This window comes from Chitinophaga sp. W2I13 (assembly GCF_050434005.1).
Classification (GTDB): domain Bacteria; phylum Bacteroidota; class Bacteroidia; order Chitinophagales; family Chitinophagaceae; genus Chitinophaga.
Genome location: NZ_JBNPWD010000001.1, coordinates 3,149,239 through 3,171,233 on the forward strand (window position 1 = coordinate 3,149,239; position 21,995 = coordinate 3,171,233).

At 45.8% G+C, this 21,995-nt stretch carries 21 protein-coding genes and 1 tRNA gene; 9 read left to right on the forward strand and 13 right to left on the reverse strand.

Going from position 1 to position 21,995, the window contains the following annotated elements:
• Window position 1 precedes the first annotated feature (1 nt).
• The gene (locus tag QFZ48_RS13010) at window positions 2-1,231 is read right to left on the reverse strand and encodes an ATP-binding protein (protein WP_429062545.1); all 1,230 of its coding nucleotides are present in this window, start codon (window positions 1,229-1,231) and stop codon (window positions 2-4) included.
• Window positions 1,232-1,621: 390 nt separating this feature from the next.
• On the opposite strand from QFZ48_RS13010, the gene QFZ48_RS13015 reads away from it, so the two are divergent.
• The 8 genes from QFZ48_RS13015 to QFZ48_RS13050 all read left to right on the forward strand — a co-directional run bounded on the left by QFZ48_RS13015 (window position 1,622) and on the right by QFZ48_RS13050 (window position 10,152).
• Window positions 1,622-2,137, forward strand: coding sequence for a DUF4402 domain-containing protein (locus tag QFZ48_RS13015; RefSeq protein ID WP_429042366.1), 516 nt, complete (start codon window positions 1,622-1,624; stop codon window positions 2,135-2,137).
• A 69-nt stretch (window positions 2,138-2,206) separates the two neighbouring features.
• Entirely contained in the window at window positions 2,207-3,016 is an 810-nt protein-coding gene (locus QFZ48_RS13020) for a hypothetical protein (RefSeq protein ID WP_429062547.1), read from the forward strand.
• 21 nt (window positions 3,017-3,037) lie between these two features.
• Entirely contained in the window at window positions 3,038-4,555 is a 1,518-nt protein-coding gene (locus QFZ48_RS13025) for a hypothetical protein (protein ID WP_429062548.1), read from the forward strand.
• Between the two features lie 5 nt (window positions 4,556-4,560).
• On the forward strand, window positions 4,561-6,285 hold the full coding sequence (locus QFZ48_RS13030) for a T9SS type A sorting domain-containing protein (RefSeq protein WP_429042361.1): 1,725 nt from the start codon (window positions 4,561-4,563) through the stop codon (window positions 6,283-6,285).
• Window positions 6,286-6,296: 11 nt separating this feature from the next.
• Window positions 6,297-6,800 carry a DUF4402 domain-containing protein gene (locus tag QFZ48_RS13035; protein WP_429042359.1) on the forward strand — a complete coding sequence of 168 codons (504 nt, stop codon included), beginning with the start codon at window positions 6,297-6,299 and terminating at the stop codon, window positions 6,798-6,800.
• 50 nt (window positions 6,801-6,850) lie between these two features.
• Complete coding sequence (locus QFZ48_RS13040) at window positions 6,851-9,376, forward strand: hypothetical protein (RefSeq protein WP_429062550.1); 2,526 nt, start codon at window positions 6,851-6,853, stop codon at window positions 9,374-9,376.
• Between the two features lie 8 nt (window positions 9,377-9,384).
• Complete coding sequence (locus QFZ48_RS13045; RefSeq protein ID WP_429042356.1) at window positions 9,385-9,813, forward strand: MauE/DoxX family redox-associated membrane protein; 429 nt, start codon at window positions 9,385-9,387, stop codon at window positions 9,811-9,813.
• Between the two features lie 42 nt (window positions 9,814-9,855).
• Entirely contained in the window at window positions 9,856-10,152 is a 297-nt protein-coding gene (locus QFZ48_RS13050) for a hypothetical protein (RefSeq protein WP_429042354.1), read from the forward strand.
• Between the two features lie 87 nt (window positions 10,153-10,239).
• On the opposite strand, the gene QFZ48_RS13055 is transcribed toward QFZ48_RS13050, so the two are convergent.
• From QFZ48_RS13055 to QFZ48_RS13110, 12 genes are all read right to left on the reverse strand, one after another.
• A tRNA-Arg gene (locus QFZ48_RS13055) sits at window positions 10,240-10,311 on the reverse strand.
• Window positions 10,312-10,370: 59 nt separating this feature from the next.
• Complete coding sequence (locus QFZ48_RS13060) at window positions 10,371-11,126, reverse strand: AMP-dependent synthetase/ligase (RefSeq protein WP_429062551.1); 756 nt, start codon at window positions 11,124-11,126, stop codon at window positions 10,371-10,373.
• Window positions 11,127-11,232: 106 nt separating this feature from the next.
• Window positions 11,233-12,186 (reverse strand): AMP-dependent synthetase/ligase, encoded by a 954-nt coding sequence (locus QFZ48_RS13065; RefSeq protein WP_429062553.1) that lies wholly within the window; start codon window positions 12,184-12,186, stop codon window positions 11,233-11,235.
• 29 nt (window positions 12,187-12,215) lie between these two features.
• On the reverse strand, window positions 12,216-12,503 hold the full coding sequence (locus QFZ48_RS13070; RefSeq protein WP_429062555.1) for a 2TM domain-containing protein: 288 nt from the start codon (window positions 12,501-12,503) through the stop codon (window positions 12,216-12,218).
• Window positions 12,504-12,588: 85 nt separating this feature from the next.
• Window positions 12,589-13,254, reverse strand: coding sequence for a YceI family protein (locus QFZ48_RS13075; RefSeq protein ID WP_429062557.1), 666 nt, complete (start codon window positions 13,252-13,254; stop codon window positions 12,589-12,591).
• Window positions 13,255-13,315: 61 nt separating this feature from the next.
• The gene (paaN, locus tag QFZ48_RS13080) at window positions 13,316-14,971 is read right to left on the reverse strand and encodes a phenylacetic acid degradation protein PaaN (protein WP_429062558.1); all 1,656 of its coding nucleotides are present in this window, start codon (window positions 14,969-14,971) and stop codon (window positions 13,316-13,318) included.
• Between the two features lie 94 nt (window positions 14,972-15,065).
• The gene (locus QFZ48_RS13085; RefSeq protein WP_429062560.1) at window positions 15,066-16,139 is read right to left on the reverse strand and encodes a tetratricopeptide repeat protein; all 1,074 of its coding nucleotides are present in this window, start codon (window positions 16,137-16,139) and stop codon (window positions 15,066-15,068) included.
• Window positions 16,140-16,355: 216 nt separating this feature from the next.
• Window positions 16,356-16,760, reverse strand: a complete 405-nt coding sequence (locus QFZ48_RS13090) for a hypothetical protein (RefSeq protein WP_429062562.1) — start codon at window positions 16,758-16,760, stop codon at window positions 16,356-16,358.
• 79 nt (window positions 16,761-16,839) lie between these two features.
• Entirely contained in the window at window positions 16,840-18,084 is a 1,245-nt protein-coding gene (locus tag QFZ48_RS13095; protein ID WP_429062564.1) for a DUF1015 domain-containing protein, read from the reverse strand.
• Window positions 18,085-18,205: 121 nt separating this feature from the next.
• A complete protein-coding gene (serC, locus tag QFZ48_RS13100) occupies window positions 18,206-19,315 on the reverse strand; it encodes a 3-phosphoserine/phosphohydroxythreonine transaminase (protein ID WP_429062566.1) in 1,110 nt (369 codons plus the stop codon).
• A 154-nt stretch (window positions 19,316-19,469) separates the two neighbouring features.
• Window positions 19,470-20,450 (reverse strand): zinc dependent phospholipase C family protein, encoded by a 981-nt coding sequence (locus QFZ48_RS13105; RefSeq protein ID WP_429042339.1) that lies wholly within the window; start codon window positions 20,448-20,450, stop codon window positions 19,470-19,472.
• A 156-nt stretch (window positions 20,451-20,606) separates the two neighbouring features.
• Window positions 20,607-21,215: a DUF502 domain-containing protein gene (locus QFZ48_RS13110; protein WP_429042338.1), complete on the reverse strand. Its 609-nt coding sequence runs from the start codon at window positions 21,213-21,215 to the stop codon at window positions 20,607-20,609.
• A gap of 166 nt (window positions 21,216-21,381) precedes the next feature.
• Here QFZ48_RS13110 and QFZ48_RS13115 point away from each other — a divergent pair, with 166 nt between their 5' ends.
• On the forward strand, window positions 21,382-21,993 hold the full coding sequence (locus tag QFZ48_RS13115) for a TetR/AcrR family transcriptional regulator (RefSeq protein WP_370908488.1): 612 nt from the start codon (window positions 21,382-21,384) through the stop codon (window positions 21,991-21,993).
• Window positions 21,994-21,995 lie beyond the last annotated feature (2 nt).

Genomic DNA, 21,995 nt, shown 5'->3' on the forward strand with positions numbered 1-21,995 from the left:
TTTAAAGATGGATAGTGATCGTAAATTCAGTTCCTTTATTTATTTCACTTCTGCAGCTGATAGTGCCATTCATGATCTCAGCGTATTTCCTTACAATATGCAAACCCAAACCGGTACCCTGTATATTAGATACATTACTTCCCCTGAAGAACCGCTCAAACAAATGTTGCATATCTGATGTGGGGATGCCCATGCCATTGTCGCTGACAGATATCACCAGCAGTTTTTTTGAGATAGTTGTTTGTATAACGACCTCTCCATCCGCAGGAGAGAATTTAATAGCATTGGATACCAGGTTCAGCATAATGTGTTTTAACAGGGAAGGGTCCGTTAGTACAAAAACATTACCCGTGTGACGGTATACGATCTTTTGATTCTTTTTCCTGAGGCCGTCCATTTCACTTATAATGGTATCGATGTGCTTTTCTATGTTGAACCTGATTTTCTTCCCGCTTGTTTTCCCTTCCTCGATCTTCCCTACGGAAAGGAAGTCGTTGAGAATGCCTGTCAGCAGATTTGCGGAGGAGATGATCCGCTGGATATGTTTTTCCCGTTTGGGCTGTTCAGCCAGCTCTTCATACTTACTGGTCAGGTAGGCGGAAGACAGGATTGTACTGAGCGGTGTTCTGAATTCATGAGAAGCGAGGGAAACAAAACGGGACTTCAACTCGTTCAGCTCTATTTCTTTTTCAAGCGCTACATTCAGAAAATTATTCACCCGTTGTAATTCTACGTCCTTTGCTTTTGCTTCTTTGATCTGTTCTCCCAGTTGCCGGACTGTTTCCGTTAAGGATTCTGTTCGCTCTTCCACCTTCTTTTCCAGATCAGTATTTAATTGTTTCAATGCGTTTTCTGCATCCTTTCTGTCGGAAATAAAACTGACAAAAGCAATAGCAAATTGTCCATCTTCCGTTTTGTAAGTACCCAGGCTCACTTCTACAGGAACCTCACTTCCATCTTTCCTGACAGCAAAAAGATCTCGTCCGGCACCCATTGGCCGGCTGCGTGGATTTACACTGTATACTTCCCTGTGTTGTTCATGATGCGACCTGAAACGGTGAGGTATCAGCTTCTCTACTTTCTGGCCAACAATCTCTGCTTTAAGATATCCAAATTCCTTTAGGATGAAAGGATTAGCCATCAGGATACAACCACCGCCGTCTGCTATAATGATACCCATAGTGGCATAATTAAAGAGCACATCGAAATCAATATTGTGGCTATGGTACATATATGCAGATAATGTCTTATGAGGGTTAACGTTATTATATACCGCTTATTCCTGCACTTTAAGCGTAAGTCATGATCTACGGTATAGATGTAATATAGGCTATTTATGTTGTCTTCTGTGTTAACCGATGATCAGGATCATTTTAAAATGGATCATGATCATTGCGCAGGGTTTTGCATACACCTACTTTTGATGTGAAAGAAAGGAGGAATAAGAATAACCTATACCAGTCCTATCCTTATACTTGTATACCTTATTTATTTTGTCGTATCCTATAAGAAAACCAAAAAACCAAAAAACCGAAGAACCACGTAAAACACAGGAGGTAACCATGCGAGACTAGAATGCTTATTTCCTATTGATCAAGAACATCTACTTAAAATTTCATTCATGAAAAGAACACTTTTTTTATGCGTGGCAGTGGTTACGCTCACAGGCCTTACCACTCGTGCATCTGCACAGGAAACGGCTTCCGCCACCGCCACTGCTACTATTGTAACACCTATCAGCATCACCAAAGATGTTGATATGAATTTCGGCAATGTCGCCGTTCAATCTACCGCTGGCGGTACGGTTGTATTATCCCCGGCAGGATCGCGTACAGCAACCGGTGGGGTAACACTGCCCTCAACCAGTGGAACTATAAGTGCCGCTTCATTTACAGTGACTGGCACAGGCAGTTATCATTACACGATCACGTTACCTGTTTCTGCCGTCACTATTGCGAGTGGTGCTAATACCATGACGGTAACTACATTTACAAGTACACCGTCCGGAGCCGGCGGCGTGCTTACAGCAGGAGAACAAACCCTTAACGTAGGCGCCACATTAAATATAGCAGCGGCTCAACCCTCTGGTGTATACGTATCTGCCACACCTTTTGATGTGACCGTAAATTATAATTAGTTATTCTTTCCGGATGCGATGCGCGTGCATCGTATCCGTTTTTTAGCAGATTTTCACTAAACATATCCAATGAAACAGTACCTGATCATGCTATGCATGATTTTTTTTTCTATAAATACTACAGCGCAGGGCAATCTGTTAATAGCACCTGCCAGAGTGGTATTCGAAGGTCAGAGCAGAATGCAGGAATTGAATCTGGCTAATACCGGAAAGGATACGGCGAGGTACCTGATCTCTTTCATCGAGATCAAAATGAACGAAGACGGCACGTTTAAGCAGATCAGCCAACCGGATTCCGGACAGCAATTTGCCAGTGGTAACCTGCGTTATTTTCCACGAAGTGTAATACTTGCCCCCAATGAGGCCCAAACAATTAAGATACAACTTGTAAAAACCAGTCAGCTTGCCCCCGGAGAATACCGCTCTCATATATACTTCAGGGCGGAATCGATGGAGAAACCATTGGCGGACAGGAGTGCTTTAAAAGATTCATTTGGTCTGTCCGTAAAATTAATCCCGGTTTTTGGGATTAGCATCCCGGTTATTATTCGTGTGGGTGATACCAGGGCTGCGGCAAATATTTCCGGGCTGACGCTTACCCCTGAAAACCGCCTTAGCATGACATTTAACCGTACGGGTAATGCTTCTATATACGGTGGCATAACAGTAATACATATTTCAGAGAAAGGGAAAGTAAGCGAGGTTGGCGTGGTTAACGGCCTGGCAGTTTATACACCTAATCTCTTCCGTCAGTTTAATATAAATCTGGATGACAAGCAGGGTGTGGATTATCACAAGGGAATGCTCCGGGTGGTTTACACTACAAAGAAAGGCACTGTATCCACGCAACTGGCAAAGGCAGAATTGCAATTGAAATAGTCAGGATCTAAAACCATTCCTATGATGATAAGACCGCTATACATCCTGTTTGTATTCATGTTAACCGGGGTGAAGGGATATACCCAAACAGTGATCGTAACAGATGATGCTGCCTATACAACAGGACAGGCAACCGCAGTGCTGGATATTAAATCAACTACAAAAGGTTTACTGGCTCCAAGAATGACGCAGGTGCAAAGATTGGCTATTACCTCACCTGCAGACGGCCTGCTGGTTTACCAGACAGATAATACCAAAGGGTTTTACTACTATTCTGTAAGTGCCTGGATAAATCTCTCCTCCGGTGGTACCGGTACCGGCTGGTCATTGAACGGCAATACGGTAACAACTGCAAAGAGCCTGGGTACCATCGATAATATTGATCTGCCGTTTATAACGAATAACACAGAAAAAATGCGGATCACTGCCAACGGATCTTTAGGATTGGGAATAGCTATTCCGCTTGGAGGCATTCATAAAGTAACAGATAATTCAGAGTCCGGAAATGATTACCTGTTTGATGATTATGGCACCACCACCACCGCCGGATTACATATGCGGAAGGCAAGGGGTACCCTGGCTGCACCACTCAATCTTCTGAAGGGAGATCTAATGGGCTCGTTGCGTTTTTCGGCCCGTATAAATTCAGCTTTTTCTCTTAATACCGGTTCGGGGATAAACGCCTTTTACATGGGTTCCGGCATCAACGACCTATCGGATTTGCGGCTTTTTACCAGTAATACGGAAAGGATGCGTATCAGCGAAACAGGTGGCGTTGGTATAGGGACGAGTACATTTGATCTTGTCAATCCGGAAAAACTCCTGGTAGATATGGGCGTTACTACTTCTGTTAATGCCTTTTACGCCAAAGGCAGTATCAATAGTTACATGCAGATGAATATCCAGAATCTTTCTCCGGGAACCCAAAGCAGTTCTGACTATGTGGCTACTGCGGATAATGGAACGGAAACCACCAACTTCATCGACCTGGGTATTAATGGTTCAGGATACCTGTATCAAACCGGTAATCCCATTGAAACCGGTAAGGCTAATGATGGTTACATTATTTCTTCAGGGAATGATCTATACATGGTTAATAATAATGCAACAAAAGATATTATTTTCCTGGTAGGAGGAACGGCGCCAGCTAATGAAGCGATGCGGATAATGGCCGGAGAATTGGTAGGTATTGCTACCATTGCGCCAACGGCCAAATTGGATGTAGCAGGAAATTTTAAGCTGGGTGCAGCAGGTAGTGTGCTGAATAACATATCCAGAAAATCCGTAACCATTACAGATATTACCTCTCCCATCACTTACTCCGCCAGTGTAACTAAAACCGTAACCGTTACGGGCGCAGTACTAAATAGTACTGTTATTGTAAATCCGCGCACCTCATTGCCGGATGGTGTTGCTATTTCGTGGTCGAGGATAAGTGCAACAAACACCATGCTGATCAACTTTACTAACTCGGGCGCAGGTATTAGCGGAATCCAATTCCTGGGTACTGTAATCTTTGATATAACGCTTATACAATAAGATGTATGCGACTGGAGCTTTACTATATTTTATTCCTGTTCCTACCTGTAATGGCCTACAGCCAGGGAATTATAATTGCGTCGAATACCTATGTTATTGCCGGTGATGGCAGCATCGTGCTAAGAGCTAATTGGGCAAACAATGGAACGTTTGTTCATAACAATGGAGTAATAGTTTTCGCAGGAACAACGCAGGTCATTGCAGGAACATCGGCGACTACCTTTAATAATATAACTATCGCAACGGGCAGTACAACTACTATCAGCTCAACCGGGCATTCCCTGAAGGCCATTCTTTTAAGCAACGGCACCCTTCAGGCAAATGGAAATCTGACCTTATTATCTACTGCTGCACAAACAGCCTTGATTGATGGCAGTGGAACCGGAGAGGTGCTGGGAAACATCGACATGCAACGATACCTGTCATCTGGTTTCGGATACAGATATTTCAGCTCACCATTTCAGGCAGCTACCGTCAATGAGTTTTCGGATGATGTAAATCTTAACGCGACCTTCCCTGCATTTTACCGCTATGATGAAAACCTGCCTTCTTCCGGCTGGGTGCGTTATACCAATACTTCCAATACGCTCACACCTATGCAGGGATACGCCGCTAACATGGGCGCATCTTCCACAGCTAAAACGGCGGATATTACAGGAGTGGTGAATAACCATACAATTACCTCGGCTACGTTATACAATCATAATCAACCCTACACCTTGGGCTTTAACCTGGCAGGTAATCCGTATCCGTCACCTATAGACTGGAATACGGCATCAGGATGGAGCCGCACTAATATTGACAACGCGTTATACTACTTTAATACGGGCGCTGGTAATCAATATACGGGAACCTACAGTTCTTATATCAATGGCGTTTCCAGTGATGGAATTGCCGGTCATGTTATTGCTGCCATGCAGGGATTTTTTGTGCATGTTTCCATAGGGACATTTCCTGTTGCTGCAACGTTGTCAGTTAATAATAACGCACGCCTTAATAACCTGCTGCCTGATTTTCACCGGCTTATTCCGCTAACATCTCCATTGCTGAGGTTAACAGCAGGATTCAAGGATGATGTAACAGCAGCAGATCCTATGGTTGTTTATTTTGATGATAATGCCACGAAGGCTTTTGATACAGAAATGGATGCCCTCAAGCTGATGAATACAGATGGGGAAGTACCAAGTTTATATGTGATTAGTCCGGATGCCGCGCGGCTTTCTATTTGTTCCTGGCCTGGTATGAAAGACAGTGCAGATGTAATACAGCTGGGTCTTAAAACCGAACGGGCCGGATGGATCACCTTTAATGCATCTGACCTGGAACGTATTCCCTACGGACAGCACATATACCTCTATGACTCAAAAACCGGTATAAGACAGGATCTGGAAGAACATCCCGGTTACCGTCTTTACCTGAATGCCGGCGGATATGAGAACCGGTTTTTCCTGGTGTTCCGTGTGAAAGACCCGGATATTTTACCAGAAGCGCCCACGGCTATTTTCAATGCTTATACGGCTGGCGGCAAATTGCTTGCGCATATTGGAGAGATGCGGGGAGAAGTATGTGATGTGATGATCACGAATATGCTGGGGCAGGTAATATTACGGAAGCAGCTTTATGGTAATGGCTATCATGACCTGGGTTCAGAGTTTAGGAATGGCGTGTACATTGTTACCTTTTTTGTCCAGCAACAGAAGTTTTCAAAAAAAATATTGATCAGCAATTAATTAAGAGATCTATGATCCTGTGTAATAAATTAACCGTGAGTGTAATGATCCTGCTGTTTTTCACCTGGCAGGTAATGCAGGCGCAGCAACAGCCTCCACGCCCAATCGCTATTTATGTGAACCCTTTACAGGGACTTGTTTTTGGTGCTTTTTATCAGGGTATTTCAGGTGGTACGGTGATTATATATCCGGATGGTTCCCGGTCTGTTACAGGCAGTGTTGTACAGGCTGGCCTGGGTTTTCCTTTTTCGCCTGGCATTATTGAAGTGGATGCTAACGCCGGTACGCTTATCACTATTATGAACGGACCAGACGTTATGCTCACCGGAAGTAACGGGGGATCTATGATGTTACACATCGGTACCGCGAGTACAGGATCGCCTTTCATTGCCACAGCTATATCACCCGGCCGTACACAGGTAAGGATAGGAGGTACGCTTACAATTGGGAGTCCCCTGGCTAATCCACCTGGCGCATATAGTGGTTTATTTTCGATCACCTTTATACAGGAATAACAGGAGTGCTATCCCGTATCACTATTTTCATTTTGCTACAAACTATTGGTATGACCTCCCCTGCTTTTGCCAGGCAGGAGGTATCTCCGTATTATGAAACATCTATTTTCTTTATGGTGCAAGGCATAGGTGGAATAGAACTGCCGGCCCTGATAGTTGATGATATTGCCTATCTGTCTGTTTCTGATGTATTCAGTTTCTTACAGATCAGGAACACGTTATCCGGGAGCGCAGATACTGTATCCGGCACCTTTATTACGGAACAGGCTATTTATCTCATTGATAAAACCCATAACTGTATCCAGTATGAGGGAAAAACATTTGTACTGCAAGAAAATGAACTGATCAGCACACCTGTTGGTCTTTATTTGAGTACAGAACTTTTCGGACGTGTATTTGGATTGAATTGTAAGTTCAACTTCCGCAACCTGTCCGTTAGTATGGATACAAAACATGAGTTGCCGGTTATCCGGGAAATGCGGCAGCAGCAGATGCATCAGAATATCAATCGTCTGAAAGGCCAAGTAAAAGCGGATACTGTGATTGGCAGGGATTATCCGCTCTTTCAATTGGGTATGGCAGACTGGTCTGTTGTTACCACGCAGAGAGGAAAGGGTGGAAATGACACAAGGGCAAGCCTGTCCCTGGGAGGTACGCTTGCGGGAGGCGAAACGAATGTAGCCCTCAATTACAACAACTATGGCGCACAACAATCCGTTATGCATGATAGCAGCGATTACAGGTTCAGGCCTTTTGAGAGAAGGCAGCAATATTACCGCTGGCGTTTTGTAAATAATGATCACAAAGGCCTGCGGCAGGTGATAGCCGGGAAAATATTTGCGCAATCCACTGCTTCTGTTTACGATCCGGTGGTAGGTGTACAGGTTACCAATACACCTACTACAAACAGGCGTACTTTTGGTTTCTATACCCTGAGTAATTTTACAGAACCCAACTGGACTGTTGAATTATATGTGAACAATGAACTGGTAGATTATGCGAAAGCAGATGCGTCCGGGTTTTTTACTTTCCAGGTACCATTGGTATATGGAACAACAATTGTAAAACTTCGTTTTTACGGTCCATGGGGCGAGGAGCGGTTCCGTGAGGAGAATATCAGTGTGCCTTTCAATTTTCTGCCGCATGGTGAATTTGAATATACCGCCAGCGCGGGTGTGGTGGAAGATAGTGTGAACAGCCGGTTGGGCCGTGTAAGTTTTAACTATGGCGCTACACGCCTTATTACCATTGGCGGCGGTGTTGAATATCTTTCTTCTGTTACCACCGGGGAAACCATGCCTTTTGTGAGTGCTTCCATGCGCCTGGCTTCCAACCTGCTATTCTCGGGAGATTATACTTATGGTGTAAGGGCACAGGGGATGATGACCTGGCGCCTGCCTGCCAATCTCCTTATAGAAGCAAACTACACACGGTATAAAAAAGGGCAGAAGGCTATTATTTTCAATTACCTGGAAGAACGCAAGCTGGCAGTGTCCCGCACTTTTGTTGGTCGCAAACTTGCCGTATTTTCCAGGCTTACCCTCAACCAGTTCATATTACCCGGAGCCAAATACACTGCTACTGAATGGCTGATGTCTGGTGCAATACTGGGTGTAGGAGCTAATTTTACCACCTATGCAGTGTTAGCTGGCCAATCAGATCCATATCTGTACAGTAACCTTGCCCTGTCTTTCCGGTTACCAAAGCAACTGATGATCACGCCGCAGGTGCAGTATGAGTATATGCAGAAAAAGATTATTGGCACTCGCTGTGAACTGGGGAAGTATTTTTTCAGAAATGGCTACCTGAATATGTCGTATGAGCGGAACTATAGAAGCAACTTCAGTAATGTGAGTATTGGTATCCGCTATGATTTTTCTTTCTCTCAGGTAGGCTTTTCCGCTTCGCGCAGTAATGCGACCAGTACGTTTGTGCAATCCGCAAGAGGAAGTTTGATACTGGGTGACTTTATGGATCTAACCAGCCGGACCAGTGTTGGTACAGGCGGCATTGTTATCCAGCCTTTTCTGGATCTGAACGGCAATGGCCACCGTGACAAAGGAGAACCTAAAGTTGCAGGACTGCAGATAATGGTGAACGGCGGCCGTATCATACATAACAAACGGGATACTACTATCCGTATACTGGAACTGGAACCGTACTCGAATTATTTAATTGATATGCGCCGCAGCAGTTTTGATAATATAGCATGGCGGTTAAAACATCCTACGGTCAGCGTGATAATAGATCCCAATCGTGTAAAACCCGTGGAGGTGCCTGTAGTGGTGGTCGGAGAAGTGTCGGGTGAGGTATACCTGAATGGGAAAGGCCTGGGGCGCATCGTAGTATGTATCTACAGTGAAGATGGCAGTCTGGCCGCCCGCCTGCTGTCAGAAAGCGATGGTTTCTTCAGCTTTAATGGACTTGCTCCCGGAAACTATATAGCCCGGATAGAACATGCACAATTACTTACCCTGGGGATGACCGCATCGCCTGCATTTATTCCCTTCTATATTACAGGAAATGAAGAGGGAGATGTGGTGGATACACTGGAATTCCGTCTGCAAACAAAATGACTATACTCATGAAAAGAGAATACGCTGCTAACATTATTGCTGCATTGTTGATTGTTTTATTTGTTTACGCAGGATTGATAAAATTATTGGATTATCAGGTATTCAGGAATCAGCTCAGCAGCTTTCCATTAATAAGTGGTTATGCTGCCGGTATGGCCTGGCAGCTGCCTGTATTGGAACTGGTGCTGTCTTATTTCCTGCTCTGGCCAAGGTCCCGCCTGATAGCCTTATATACTGCTTTTCTACTACTCCTGTCTATAAGTGTTTATATCGTAATGATGCTAACCGGAGATTATGTTATTCCCTGTGCCTGTAGTGGTGTGATAAACTTTATGTCATGGATATGGCATTTGTGGTTAAATATCATATTCATGCTTTTGGCCATAACGGGCATCTGGGCCTCAAAAAGAAGAAGGGGGGCTTATTTCACAGCGTGATTTTACCAGGCGTTTTTATTATTCAAAAAAAAATATATCCTCATGAAAAAGTACCGTTTAGGCCTGTTGGCTATTGGAATTTCTGTTATTTGTGTATTTGTTACTAAAGCAAATACCCGGCCCTTAGTGGATTACTACAAGTTTTATGTTGATGCGAATGGTAACCCCGTAACATATGCCGGAACAGGTGAAGATCCCCGTTTATCCGGATGTAAATTTGGCAATACCCTTTGTGGTAAAGTTTACAACATAAATGATGTGGTAGAGACTTCGCCCGGCGTTTATGAAGTGATTGCCGGCCATGAAGGCAACCAGGTGTATACCTACTACAGATCTTAGATTAGACATGAGACTGGCTATAATGGCTGGTCTCATTGTTTTTGTCCGGTACACCATTAGGGTACAGCCCTGAAATGTACCTCCTTGTAGCCTCAACAGGGATCGAACCTGTATCTAAAGTTTAGGAAACTTCTATTCTATCCATTGAACTATGAGGCCATCACTTTTTACCCCAATCCTGGGATCGGGTGGCAAAAGTAAGGGTTTTAAATTAATATTTAAAGACTTTCTATATCTACTTTTCCACCGGCGGGGGCATAGATACTATCGATTTCTTTTTTGAATTTCTCCAGGATTACCTTCCGTTTTGCCTTGAGGGTGGGGGTGAGTTCGCCGCCATCTACCGTCCATTCACGGGGGAGAAGGATATATTTTTTCACCTGTTCAATATGGCTGAAAAACTGGTTGTATTTGTCTACCGCCTGTTTGTACAGGTCCTGTACATCCGGGTTTTTCACGAGTTCTTCGTTGGAGGTAGCGGTGATACCGCGTTTCTGCGCCCAGTTGCGGAGGTTACTGAAGGAAGGTATGATCAGTGCTGCCGTGAATTTACGGTCTTCCCCGACGATCATGATCTGTTCAATGTAGGGCGACTCCTTAAACTTGTTTTCGATGGGCTGTGGCGCCACGAATTTGCCGCCGGAGGTTTTAAAGAGTTCTTTTTTCCGGTCGGTTATCTTCAGGAACTTGTTGTCGATCATTACGCCGATATCGCCGGTATGGAACCAACCATCTTTGATGGCATCGGCAGTGAGATCGGGGCGTTTATAGTAACCAATGGTTACATTGGGGCCTTTACAGAGGATTTCGCCATCTTCCGCAAGTTTTACCTCCACACCGCTGATAACGGGACCTACGGTGCCAAACATGCGGTCTTCCACGTTGATGCGGTTTACGCTGATTACCGGGGAGGTTTCCGTAAGGCCGTAGCCTTCCATGATGGGAATGCCGCCGGCGGTGAATATCTTCAACAAACGGACCTGGCAGGCTGCTGCACCATTTACAATGCACTCGATATTGCCACCCAGGGCTGCGCGCCATTTACTGAAGACCAGCTTATTAGCCAGTTTGAGCTGCAGGTTATACCAGGCGCCCTAGGTCTTTATTGATTTCATACCGTTTACCGATGTCTACTGCCCAAAAGAACAAGGCCCTTTTAATGCCTTTGAGTTCCAGGCCGGTAGTCATGATCTTTTCGTACACTTTTTCCAGCAGGCGGGGTACCGTGGTAAAAATGGTAGGCTTCACCTCTTTCAGGTTATCACCAATGGTTTCCATGTTCTCCGCATAATAAACCGGTACACCGGCCCGGAGATACAGGTAGGTGACCATTCTTTCAAATATATGGTTCAGTGGCAGAAAGCTAAGGGCTTTTGCTTCTTTATTAACGGGGAGGTAAGGCTGGCAGGCCAGTACGTTGCTCATAATATTGTGGTGACTGAGCATTACGCCTTTTGGTGTGCCGGTGGTACCGGAAGTGTAAATAATGGTGACCAGTTCTTCCGGGGAAATATTCTTTTTTACTTCCTCTATCTTTTCAAAATCGGCGGGGTCGGCCAGTGCGGGAACTTCCGTCCAGTGGCGGGCGCCTTCTACTTTATTGAAGGTGAATATTTCGCGGATGGAAGGAAATTTATCCCTCATGGCAGTTACCTTATCCAGCAGGTCTTTGTCGCTTACAAAGAGAATACGTGCTTCCGCATCATTCAGTACGTAGGCGAGCTCCGTTTCGCTGATGGTGGGGTAAATGGGGGTGAGCACGGCGCCCAGTTGCTGACATGCCAGGTCGGTAATGATCCATTCCGGTCTGTTGGGTGAAATGATGGCTATTTTATCTTTCTCCTCATTTTGTTTAATTCCCGGTCTGATGCCTAGTTTGAGCAGGCCGGAGCTGAATCTGAGTGTGAGGTCCGCTATTTCTTTTGTGCTGTACTTTTTCCATTGCCCGTTTTCTTTCCCCGCCAGCATATCCTCTTTGGGAAAGTTGGCTAATTGGTAAGAAATCACATCGAATAGTCGTTGCGGTTGGTCCATGCTGTTGTAATTTTGTTTTGGCTCAAATATCAGATACGTGTGTGCTGTTGTTCTTTCAGCTTTTCATATTCTCCTAATGCATCACCGAAAGGATCTTTGTGGTATGCGTTGAAATACTGGAAAGCCAATGCAATGCCCCATCCTAATGCGGGCCATACCGGCCAGGGAGTACCGCTTGTTTTGTTACTGTCTGTCAGAAACCATACTGCCCATAATCCCAGGTTAATCACGAGATAGATGATCAGGTGGGACTTAAATCCTGCCCTGGCTTTTGCGATGCGCCAAAGTCGGTTATCTCTTTCTTGATTTGTTTCCATGGAAGTCAGTTTTAGGTACCAGAGGTTGTACTAAATTTAAAATATTTTATTGGCTTCACGCAGAAAAAAAACGAAAAAAGCGGGCTTAACGGGTAGCCTTTATATCGAAGGAGATATTTACCTGTGAATTGATGAGTTTGTCCTGTAATGATTTGTCGGCGCGATAGCTGATACCCCATTCGGTACGGTCGATGTTAAAATTGGCTATTGCGATGATGGTGTTGTCTTTAAGCGTTATCCTGGCAGGGAAGGATATATTTTTGGTAACAGCTTTCAGCGTCAGGTTTCCTTTGACAATATGGGTAGCGTTTCTAAGGGTGAGTTCATCGCCATCAGTGGGATGGAATGCCGTTACCTCGGTTATTTCAAAGGTGGCGGCGGGATATTTTTTTACGTCGAAGAACATCTCTCCTTTCAATTCGTTTTCCAGCTTGCGTTTCATGGCGGAATCGGCTGCGAGGTCTACATCCTGGAGGGATTTCATATCAATAATGAACTGGCCGCCGGTGATAAGGCTGTCTTTTACATACAGTGCGCCACCGGCCAGTTTCAGTGCGCCATAATGTTTACCGGTAGGTTTTGTACCAATCCATTGTACTACACTTGAAGCGGTATCCGGAAGATAAGCGTTACCGGTGCCGGTTTGCACGGTCTGCGCATCGGTGATCCGGGCTTTATCAGCTTTGGGCGCCTGTTCGCATGCCACGATGCCGCAGGTAATAACGAATACTATACATAAGAGTTTCTTCATAATTACTGGTATGCTTTAAAACAAGCGCCCTGTTTAAGCGGGCGCTTGTCAGAAAATTTCGCTATTCCGCCAGTTCCCGGTTGCCTACCCACACAAACCTTTTCACAATAAATTCCTGGTTGGTAAAGCTGGCATTACCTGCCGGATTACCGCCCGTAACATGGAAATCGGAAAACGCAGCATGCTGGTTTACCCAGATAAATCCTGTAAGGTTAAAAGATACAGGTGTGAAAACGCTGTTCATTTCTTCTGCTATTTTTTCTTTGGCAGATGGATCTGTGGTATAAGCCCCGCAGGTAATGGCGCCGTATTTCGATGCCATTTGTTTGGCCAGTTGTATACTATGTGTCGTGTCCCTGGTTTTGATGATCAGGATCACCGGTCCGAAAAGTTCTTTTTCATAGATGGCTGTATCCGCGCTGGTTACTTCCAGGATGGTGGGAGCGCATACCCTGGCATTGGAAAATTCTTCATTCACTACCGGGGTGCCTTCGAGGATCACTTTCCCTCCGAGGTGACGGGCTTCCTGTGCGCGGGAGAGGGTGCTGTCGTTTTGTATAGCGCCGAGCGTACCTGCGCCCATTTTCGGATGGTTTACGAGGCCTACTACCGCTTCCTTGAACTTTTGCACTACCTCATTGAAAGATACCTGGCCATTGGCTGTTTTGACGCCCTGTTCGGGAATGAAAAAGTTTTGTGGCGCAGTACACATCTGCCCGGAATATAAGCTAACAGAAAAGGCGAGGTTCTGAATCACCGCATCGAGGTCGGTTACGCTGTCGAGGATTACCGAATTAACGCCTGCTTTTTCCGTAAATACCGTTTTGCCCGGGAGTGATTCCACATAGTTACCAAATGCACTGCCGCCGGTATAATCGATCAGTTTTACGTCGGGGTGTCCGCAAAGTTCTTTTGCAATGAGGTGGTCTGAGCTGTCGGCAGCCAGCTGGCAGAGGTTGGGATCATAGCCGTTGTCCTGAAGTGATTGCTGGATGGTGCTTACGGCAATGGCGATCGGCAGCACTGCTTTCGGATGCGGTTTCACAATCACGGGGTTGCCGGTGATGAGGTCGGCATAAACGCCGGGGAGTGTGTTCCATACCGGGAAGGTGGAGCAGCCAATCACAACACCGGGACCTTTGGGTACCGGTTTAAAAGTTTTGTACAGTTTGATACTGGCTTTACCCATTGGCTTCTCCCAGGTTAATGATGGCGGGTACCGCTGGAGTTCGTGATAGCCCGTGGCTACTGCTTCGAGGGCGCGGTCGTTGGCATGCGGGCCGGAAGCCTGGAAGCTCATCATAAAGCTCTGGCCGGTAGTATGCATGGTAGCGTTGGCGATATCAAAAAAGTAGTCTTTTATTCTTTCCAGGGTTTCGGTGAGCATACCTGCTCTTTCGGATACCGGTACTTTCGCCCAGCTTTTGCCGGCTTCTGTGGCTTTCTTTATCAGGTCGCCAACAGGAAAAACGGGATAGGTAACTCCCAGTACCTCGCGGGTGTAGGGTGATACTTCCTCTCCGGCCCAGCTGGTTTCGCCGGTTTGCAGTAACTGTTTGAAAGGTTTTCCCAGTAATTGCTGATAACTCTGTACGCCTTTGGCATGGGCTTCTTCCCCGTAAGCTTTGGGATGCTCCGGGTATTGCGAATAGAAAGTTCGTTCGTGGTTCGCCTTTACAGCATTGTCGATAATGTTTTGGTGTTTGTTAACGAGCATATTCAGATTTTGAGATTTACAATTTACGGATTTAGTCATTCAGTTGCTACAGCAACTAATTGACTAAACGCGTAAATCAAAAATTATCTAAATACTAATACCCGGAATTGATCAGCGTAAACCTTCCATCATTGTAATATTCATCAGGTTTCGGCTTTAATGGATTGCTGCGCTGAAATTTCAGGAAAGCATCATAATCGGTTTTATGTAATCCCACCCACGCTTTGTAGCTGGCCTGGTTGGCCGACGGGCCAAACAGCCATTGGTTATACGATTCAAACATTCCTTCCTGTAGCAGCCTGCGCTGATAATCGAAAAGGGCGTACGGATATTTCATACCGTAAAAGTTGTACCAATCCAATAAAAAGCGGGTACGCACCATAATTAACACATCCGGATCTATTCCTCCGGTTACTACACTGATTTGCTTGCCCATACAGGCTTTATATGCTTCTACGAATTCGTTGCTGCTTTTCCTGCCCTTCTTATCCTCTGGTATGGCGCTTTCAAACAGCGAAGGGTCATTGAATAATTTTTTATAAGATTCCAGTACAATATTCCTGATTTCAGCCGTGCGTGTGGTGAAACTTTCCATATTCATGAAGGTTTCGCCGTAGAGGATGCACCACAGCGGATTATTGCTGAAGTCGTATGTTTTGGTGGCGTTGTAATAGTTGCCGGGAAAACCGGGGTCCTGTTCAATGCCTTTGATCCAGCTCCGGAGGGCGCCGTCATACATTTTGAAGTTCATCAGCAGGGTACCGTTATCATTGTATAACTCGCCGCTGTTGGGGAACTTTTTGATGGCCCGCTCAAACATGCGCTGCGCGGTTTTCCACTCTTCCCTTCCCACATAAATATTGCCTGCAATCTGAAATACCTGTACGTCTGCTTCCCTGCTGCCAAGTAAAGGTTCAATAATGCTTTTTGCCTTTACAAGGTCTCCCTTCAGATAATAGGTAAATCCCAGCTGTTTCTTTAATTCAAAATTATCCGGTTCCAGCTGCAATGCCTGGTTTAATACCAGTATGGCATTGGAATAATCTCCTCCGCGGATAAAGCCTGTGGCTGTATTATACAGCTCTTTGGCGTCTTGTGCAATTGCAACCTGTGAAAATAAAACTCCCGCAACAAAAAGTGCTTTCAATAAAGAAGACCGTATGTTCATCCCTGTCTGTCGTTTGCTGTAAAAGTAAGGAAAATGGGGTAATGTCCCACAGATCAATCTATGGGAAGGGAGATAGAAGGGATATCTTTGTTATATTATTTTATTACTTTATTTGTTGATGGAAAACTGTTTTGTAATATAATTAAGCAGATGATGGCAATAACACCACTCGCACCCACCCAAACAGGCGAATTTAGCACCTGCGGTACAGATGTATCAAATTGATCCTGCAGGGTAAATACCAGCAGGGCGGGTATGAGGCCGCATAATACCTGCATGTAAAGGGTATTGCCGAGGTTGCCCGTTTTCATATATATCCACGACAACATCAGGGAAAAAGAGACGATAATCCGGTTCCACTTTCTTTTTCCGGTTGTAGCTGTAAATCGGGACCACCAGCAACAGGCTGCAATAAATGGGTATTGTGATTAAGCTGCTTAGTACTTTGTCGTTTGTAATGCCCGGGTAGGCGCCGGCGGCGGCAATATAAAAAGCGAGGAATATTACCAGGCTATACACGGGTATCAGCCAGGCGTGGCCGAGTGTGGGATAAAACTTTTTCTTTTCTGCCAGTAAGGGATCATCATCAAAAATAGAGCGGGTATCATCAGTTGTTTTCATGGATGCGGGTATAAAGGGAGACAATGAAATAACGGGCTTTCCCGGCGGATGGATATCGCCGGGAAAGCGTATAGTATGTTTAAATAATATGCGTGATCAGTCCGTCGCGCAGCTTCGGCTCAAACCAGGTGCTCTTCGGGGGCATTACGTTTCCGCTGTCGGCAATGTCAAACAGCTGCTGGATGGTGACGGGGTAAAGGGCAAATGCTACTTTCATTTCGCCGCTGTCTACCCGTTTTACCAGTTCGTTCAACCCGCGGATGCCGCCAACAAAGTCGATGCGTTTATCGGTGCGCTGGTCTTTGATGCCCAGCAGTTTATCCAGTATGTTATTGGAAAGAATGGTTACATCGAGGATGCCTATGGGATCGGTGGTATAGGTGCCTTCTTTTGCCACCAGGCGGTACCACCGGCCATCGAGGTACATGCTGAATTCATGCAGCATGGAGGGTTGCTGGGGCAGGTGCCCGATTTCTTCCACGGTGAAGTCGTAGTCCAGACGGGAGAGGAGCGCTTCCTTACTCAGGCCGTTAAGGTCTTTCACCACGCGGTTATAATCCAGGATGGCCAATTGGCTGGCCGGGAAAATGGTGGTGAGGAAATAGTTGACGGGATTGTCTACCGAGGTGATCTTTCCTTCTTTCTCAAACGCGGCCTGTACGAGGCTGGCGGAGGCGGCGCGGTGATGGCCGTCGGCGATGTAGGTGCAGGGCACCCTTTCGGCGAACAGGGTAGTGATGTCCTGGATGGCAGCGGGGGTGTTGATTACCCATACGGTGTGCCGGATACCATCTTCGGCGGTGAAATCATACACTGGTTGGTTGTGTTCCTGCCAGTGGTCTACCAGGGCGTTTACTTCCGGTACGTCGTTGTAAGCGAGGAATACATTGCCGGTTTGCGCTTTGGTGGTTTTAATATGATTAATGCGGTCCAGTTCTTTATCGGGCCGGGTAAATTCGTGTTTTTTAATGATGCCGTTGTTATAGTCTGATATGGCGGAAACGCATACCAGTCCGGTTTGAGCGCGGCCGTTCATCACCAGTTTGTAGATATAATAGGCGGCCTGTGGTTCCAGGAAGAGGGTGCCTTCCTGTACCATGCGGTGCAGGTTTTCCGCTGCCTTATCATATACGGGCTGACTGTGGGTGTCTGTTCCGTCGGGCAGATCTATTTCAGATTTTGAAACATGATAATATGAGTAAGGGTTACCGGATGCCGCTGCTTTGGCTTCTTCCGAGCTGAGTACGTCGTACGGCCTTGCAGCTACTTTTGCTGCGAGATCTGCTGTAGGCCTTAATCCGTTAAAGGGTCTGATAATAGCCATGATGTAGATATGTGTGAGTGGTAAATGTAATAATAAAAAAAATACGGATTACCGCTAACGAATTACGGAGTTGCAGATAGCTGATCTACCTGCAACTCCGTAATACAATAAGGATATTTTCTTATGCCTTTTTCAGGGAGAAGTATTTCATGGCTTCCACCATTACTTCTACGCTTTCATATGGCAATGCGTTATACATAGATACGCGGAATCCGCCGGAGAGACGGTGTCCTTTGATACCAACGATATCTTCTTTCTTACAGAATTTGAGGAATTCTTCTTCCATTTCCGGTTTATCCATGATGAAGCAGGCATTCATTTTACTGCGGTCTTCTTTCACAACAGTACCGCGGAACAGCGGGTTGTGGTCGATTTCATCGTAAAGGAGTGCTGCTTTTTTATCATTGATCTTTTCAATGGCAGGAATGCCGCCCTGTTCTTTGAGCCAGCGGAGTGTGAGCATGGAAATGTACACAGCGAATACGGGAGGGGTGTTTAGCATAGAACCATTTTCTATGTGGTTCCTGTAATCCAGTATGGCTGGTATTTTGCGCGTTACCTTGCCCAACATGCTTTTGCGTACTGCTACCATGGTAGCGCCTGCGGCGCCCATATTTTTTTGTACGCCGGCATATATCAGCGAGTACTTGTTAAAGTCCATGCTGCGGCTCATGATGTCACTGCTCATATCTGCTACCAGGGGTACATCGGTAACAGGTGTCATTTGCCACTGTGTACCATAGATGGTATTGTTAGTGGTAATGTGCAGATAACTTGCCTTTTGGGGGATGGTGAACTGTTTGGGAATGTGATTGTAGTTGCTTTCTTTGGAGCTCGCCACAACGTCGGTGAAGCCAAACAATTTTGCTTCTTTGATGGCCTTGTTGGACCATACTCCGGTATCCACATATGCGGCAGATTCGCTGCTTTCCAGCAGGTTCATTGGCACCTGCATAAACTGCGTGGTGGCTCCGCCATGTAAAAAGAGTACTTCAAAGTCATCATCAAGCTGCATCAGTTCCCTCACCAGGTTGCGCGCCTCGTCCATCACCGCTATAAACGGTTGCGTTCTGTGGCCAATTTCCAGTATAGACATCCCTGACCCTTCAAAGTCAATCAGAGCTTTACTGGCCTTGTACAATACCTCGTTGGGTAATACAGAAGGACCTGCGTTAAAATTATGCACCTTCATGTTGCGATTCAGATTAAATTCATTTTTTGATCTTTCCACTTTGTTTTGGTTTTTCTAAGGAAACGGAAAAAAAACGGCACGGGTGTTTTAAAACCAGTAAGGCGCGTGGTGTAGGACAGGCTAAAAGATGGTATGGGCAAAGATAAAATTTCTTTTCTAATTATTAAGTATTACCATAAATATTTTAACCGGCTCATTCCTCCCTCACCGGTAGCTTACCTTCCAGCCATTGACGTTGTAGCTGTTCCATCTCCTGTACCTCCTCGGGGGTAAGGGTAGTATGGGTGAGCTCCTGTAAAGAGGGCTGTCCTGCATTTACCCAGGCGGTATACCAGGCTGCTGCCACGGCTGCTATCGCATTTTTCATCCTTCGTTCCACCATGTCGCCCATCGAAAGTGCGTATGCTTTCGTATAGTCTTCTGCGTAAGTACGAATTAATACCCCATTCCGGTTTTCATAACCGTAACGCCTGCCGGGCGGAAATTTTTCACTAAGCCGCTTTTCGTAGGCCAGTACTGTATCTGCGGCCATTCCGCTTATCCTGATAATGTCCCATATATATTTACGGGGTTCGGATATATACACGGCTTTCCCGGCCCAGTAATCGAACGTTTTATCTGCCAGTAATTCAGGGATGCGGGATTCCCACAAGCCATGAATACCCTGCTGGCCGGTAAACTGGCCGTTATGATTGGAACAGGCATGCAGGGGCACGTGTGCATCTGCCATATAATGTCCCAGTTCGGCAGACAGCCGGAGGATGCGCTGCTGGTCCTTTTCCCGGAATGCGGCGGTGAGCATGGCCAGCATCTTTTCAAGATGCCAGGGCAGAATGCCGTTGCGGTTCAGGGAATCTGCCGTGTATCTGGCGACTGCATCTGCCCAGTTACGGGGAATCTGCGCGTAGGGCGGCTTGTCGAACAGGTCGATATCAATGTAATGCCTGGCGCCTTCTGCAGCAACAGCGTAGCGCCGCTTGTCCGGATCTGTCGCATGTGCCGTAATGTACTCCAGTTGCGGCTTATAGAGGACCATCATTTCCGGCGGCAGGCAAAATACCGCCAGCCGGTTAATCCGCTGATGCGCAAAAAATCCCCATGCACAAACATCTGTACAGGAAAATATGATTACAGTAAATAATACGGGAATCCGTAGCCAGGTGTGGGTTAACATGTCACTATATTTTTGGGAAGACGAATATAGCGAAAAAAAGTATGCTGATATTTTATCTCCAGGGATAATAAAATATCAGCATTGTTACAGCAACGGAAAATGTAAGCATGCTTTAACCACGAGGTATTTACGCTTCATCTATGAAGCATCCCCGGATCAGATATGGGTAACGCCACCACTTACGGCAAACTTCATGGCTTCGCCGGCAGAAACGTTGGTCAGCGGTTTAACCCGCTCTTTTGGCACCATAAACACCTTACCGGTAATGGCATACGCATGGGGTACGTATACTGCCATGTATCCTTCGAGGCCCAGGTTGCTGACATCCGTCTGCGTAATGAATCCCATCTCCCACACATCCACCCCGTATACCTGCACCAGCACCGGGTGATCGAATTTTTTCTTTTCACCTACAAACGCATCAAAAACATCCTTAATAGAGGTGTAAATATATTTGATAAAAGGCGTGCGCTCCAGCAGGTGGTCAAACAAATCAAAGATCCGCCCGATAATAAAGGAGGAGCTGAGGTAACCTACCCCGATGATCAGCAGCAGCACCAATGCAAACCCTACTCCTTTGTACCTCAGAAAACCAAAAGAAGCGCCTTCCGGAATCAGCTCTTTCGGAATAAGATTATCAATAGTAATAAAGGCCCAGTACAAGGTAAGCGCAGTAATACCAATGGGCGCCAGAATGAGCAATCCCTGAAAGAAGTAACGCAGCAATCTTGATGCAAATACTTTTAATCTAAGCTTTGGCGACATGGTTTGTGATTAGGGCTGCAAATTAGACAATAAAGCGCAAAGCAGGAAGCAGGGACGGTTAATTGAATGTTGCCACATGTAAAAAAATAGTACTGGAAACTTTGGAAGTTTGGAAAGTTTCCATAGTTTTGTCCAGCATAACAACAGGGTTAATGCGATAAAATCTATGGAAGTACAGGAACGCATTATGGACACGGCTTTTGGCCTTTTTCGTCAATTTGGTACCCGCTCCATCACGATGGATGACATCGCTGTGAGAATGGGGATTTCGAAGAAAACGCTTTACGCCCACTTCACCGATAAGGACGATATGGTTTGCCAAACCATCGGCCGGTTCATAAATATCGTTACCGAAGACTGTATCGAAGACCGGAAAAAATCGAAAGACGCCATTGACGAGTTATTCCTCGTAATGGACATGCTGGACCGCCGCCTGCGCAATATGAACCCTGTCATTATCCTGGACCTGCAGAAATTTCACTCGAAAGCCTACCAGCTGTTCCTCGATTACCGGAACAACACCCTGGCTACCATGATCCGTGAAAATATGGAAAGAGGCATCAGTGAAAAAGTATACCGGCCAGATATCGACATTAAAATACTGACCCAATACAGGATATACGCCTGCATGATCTGTTTTCAACCGGAAGTGTTCCCTGGCGCCAATGATATGAACAAAGTGCAGAAAGTGTTGCTGGAGAATTTTTTATATGGGGTGGCTTCTGTAAAAGGATACCGGCTTATTGAAGAATATAAACAACTATCGCAAAATAAATAACA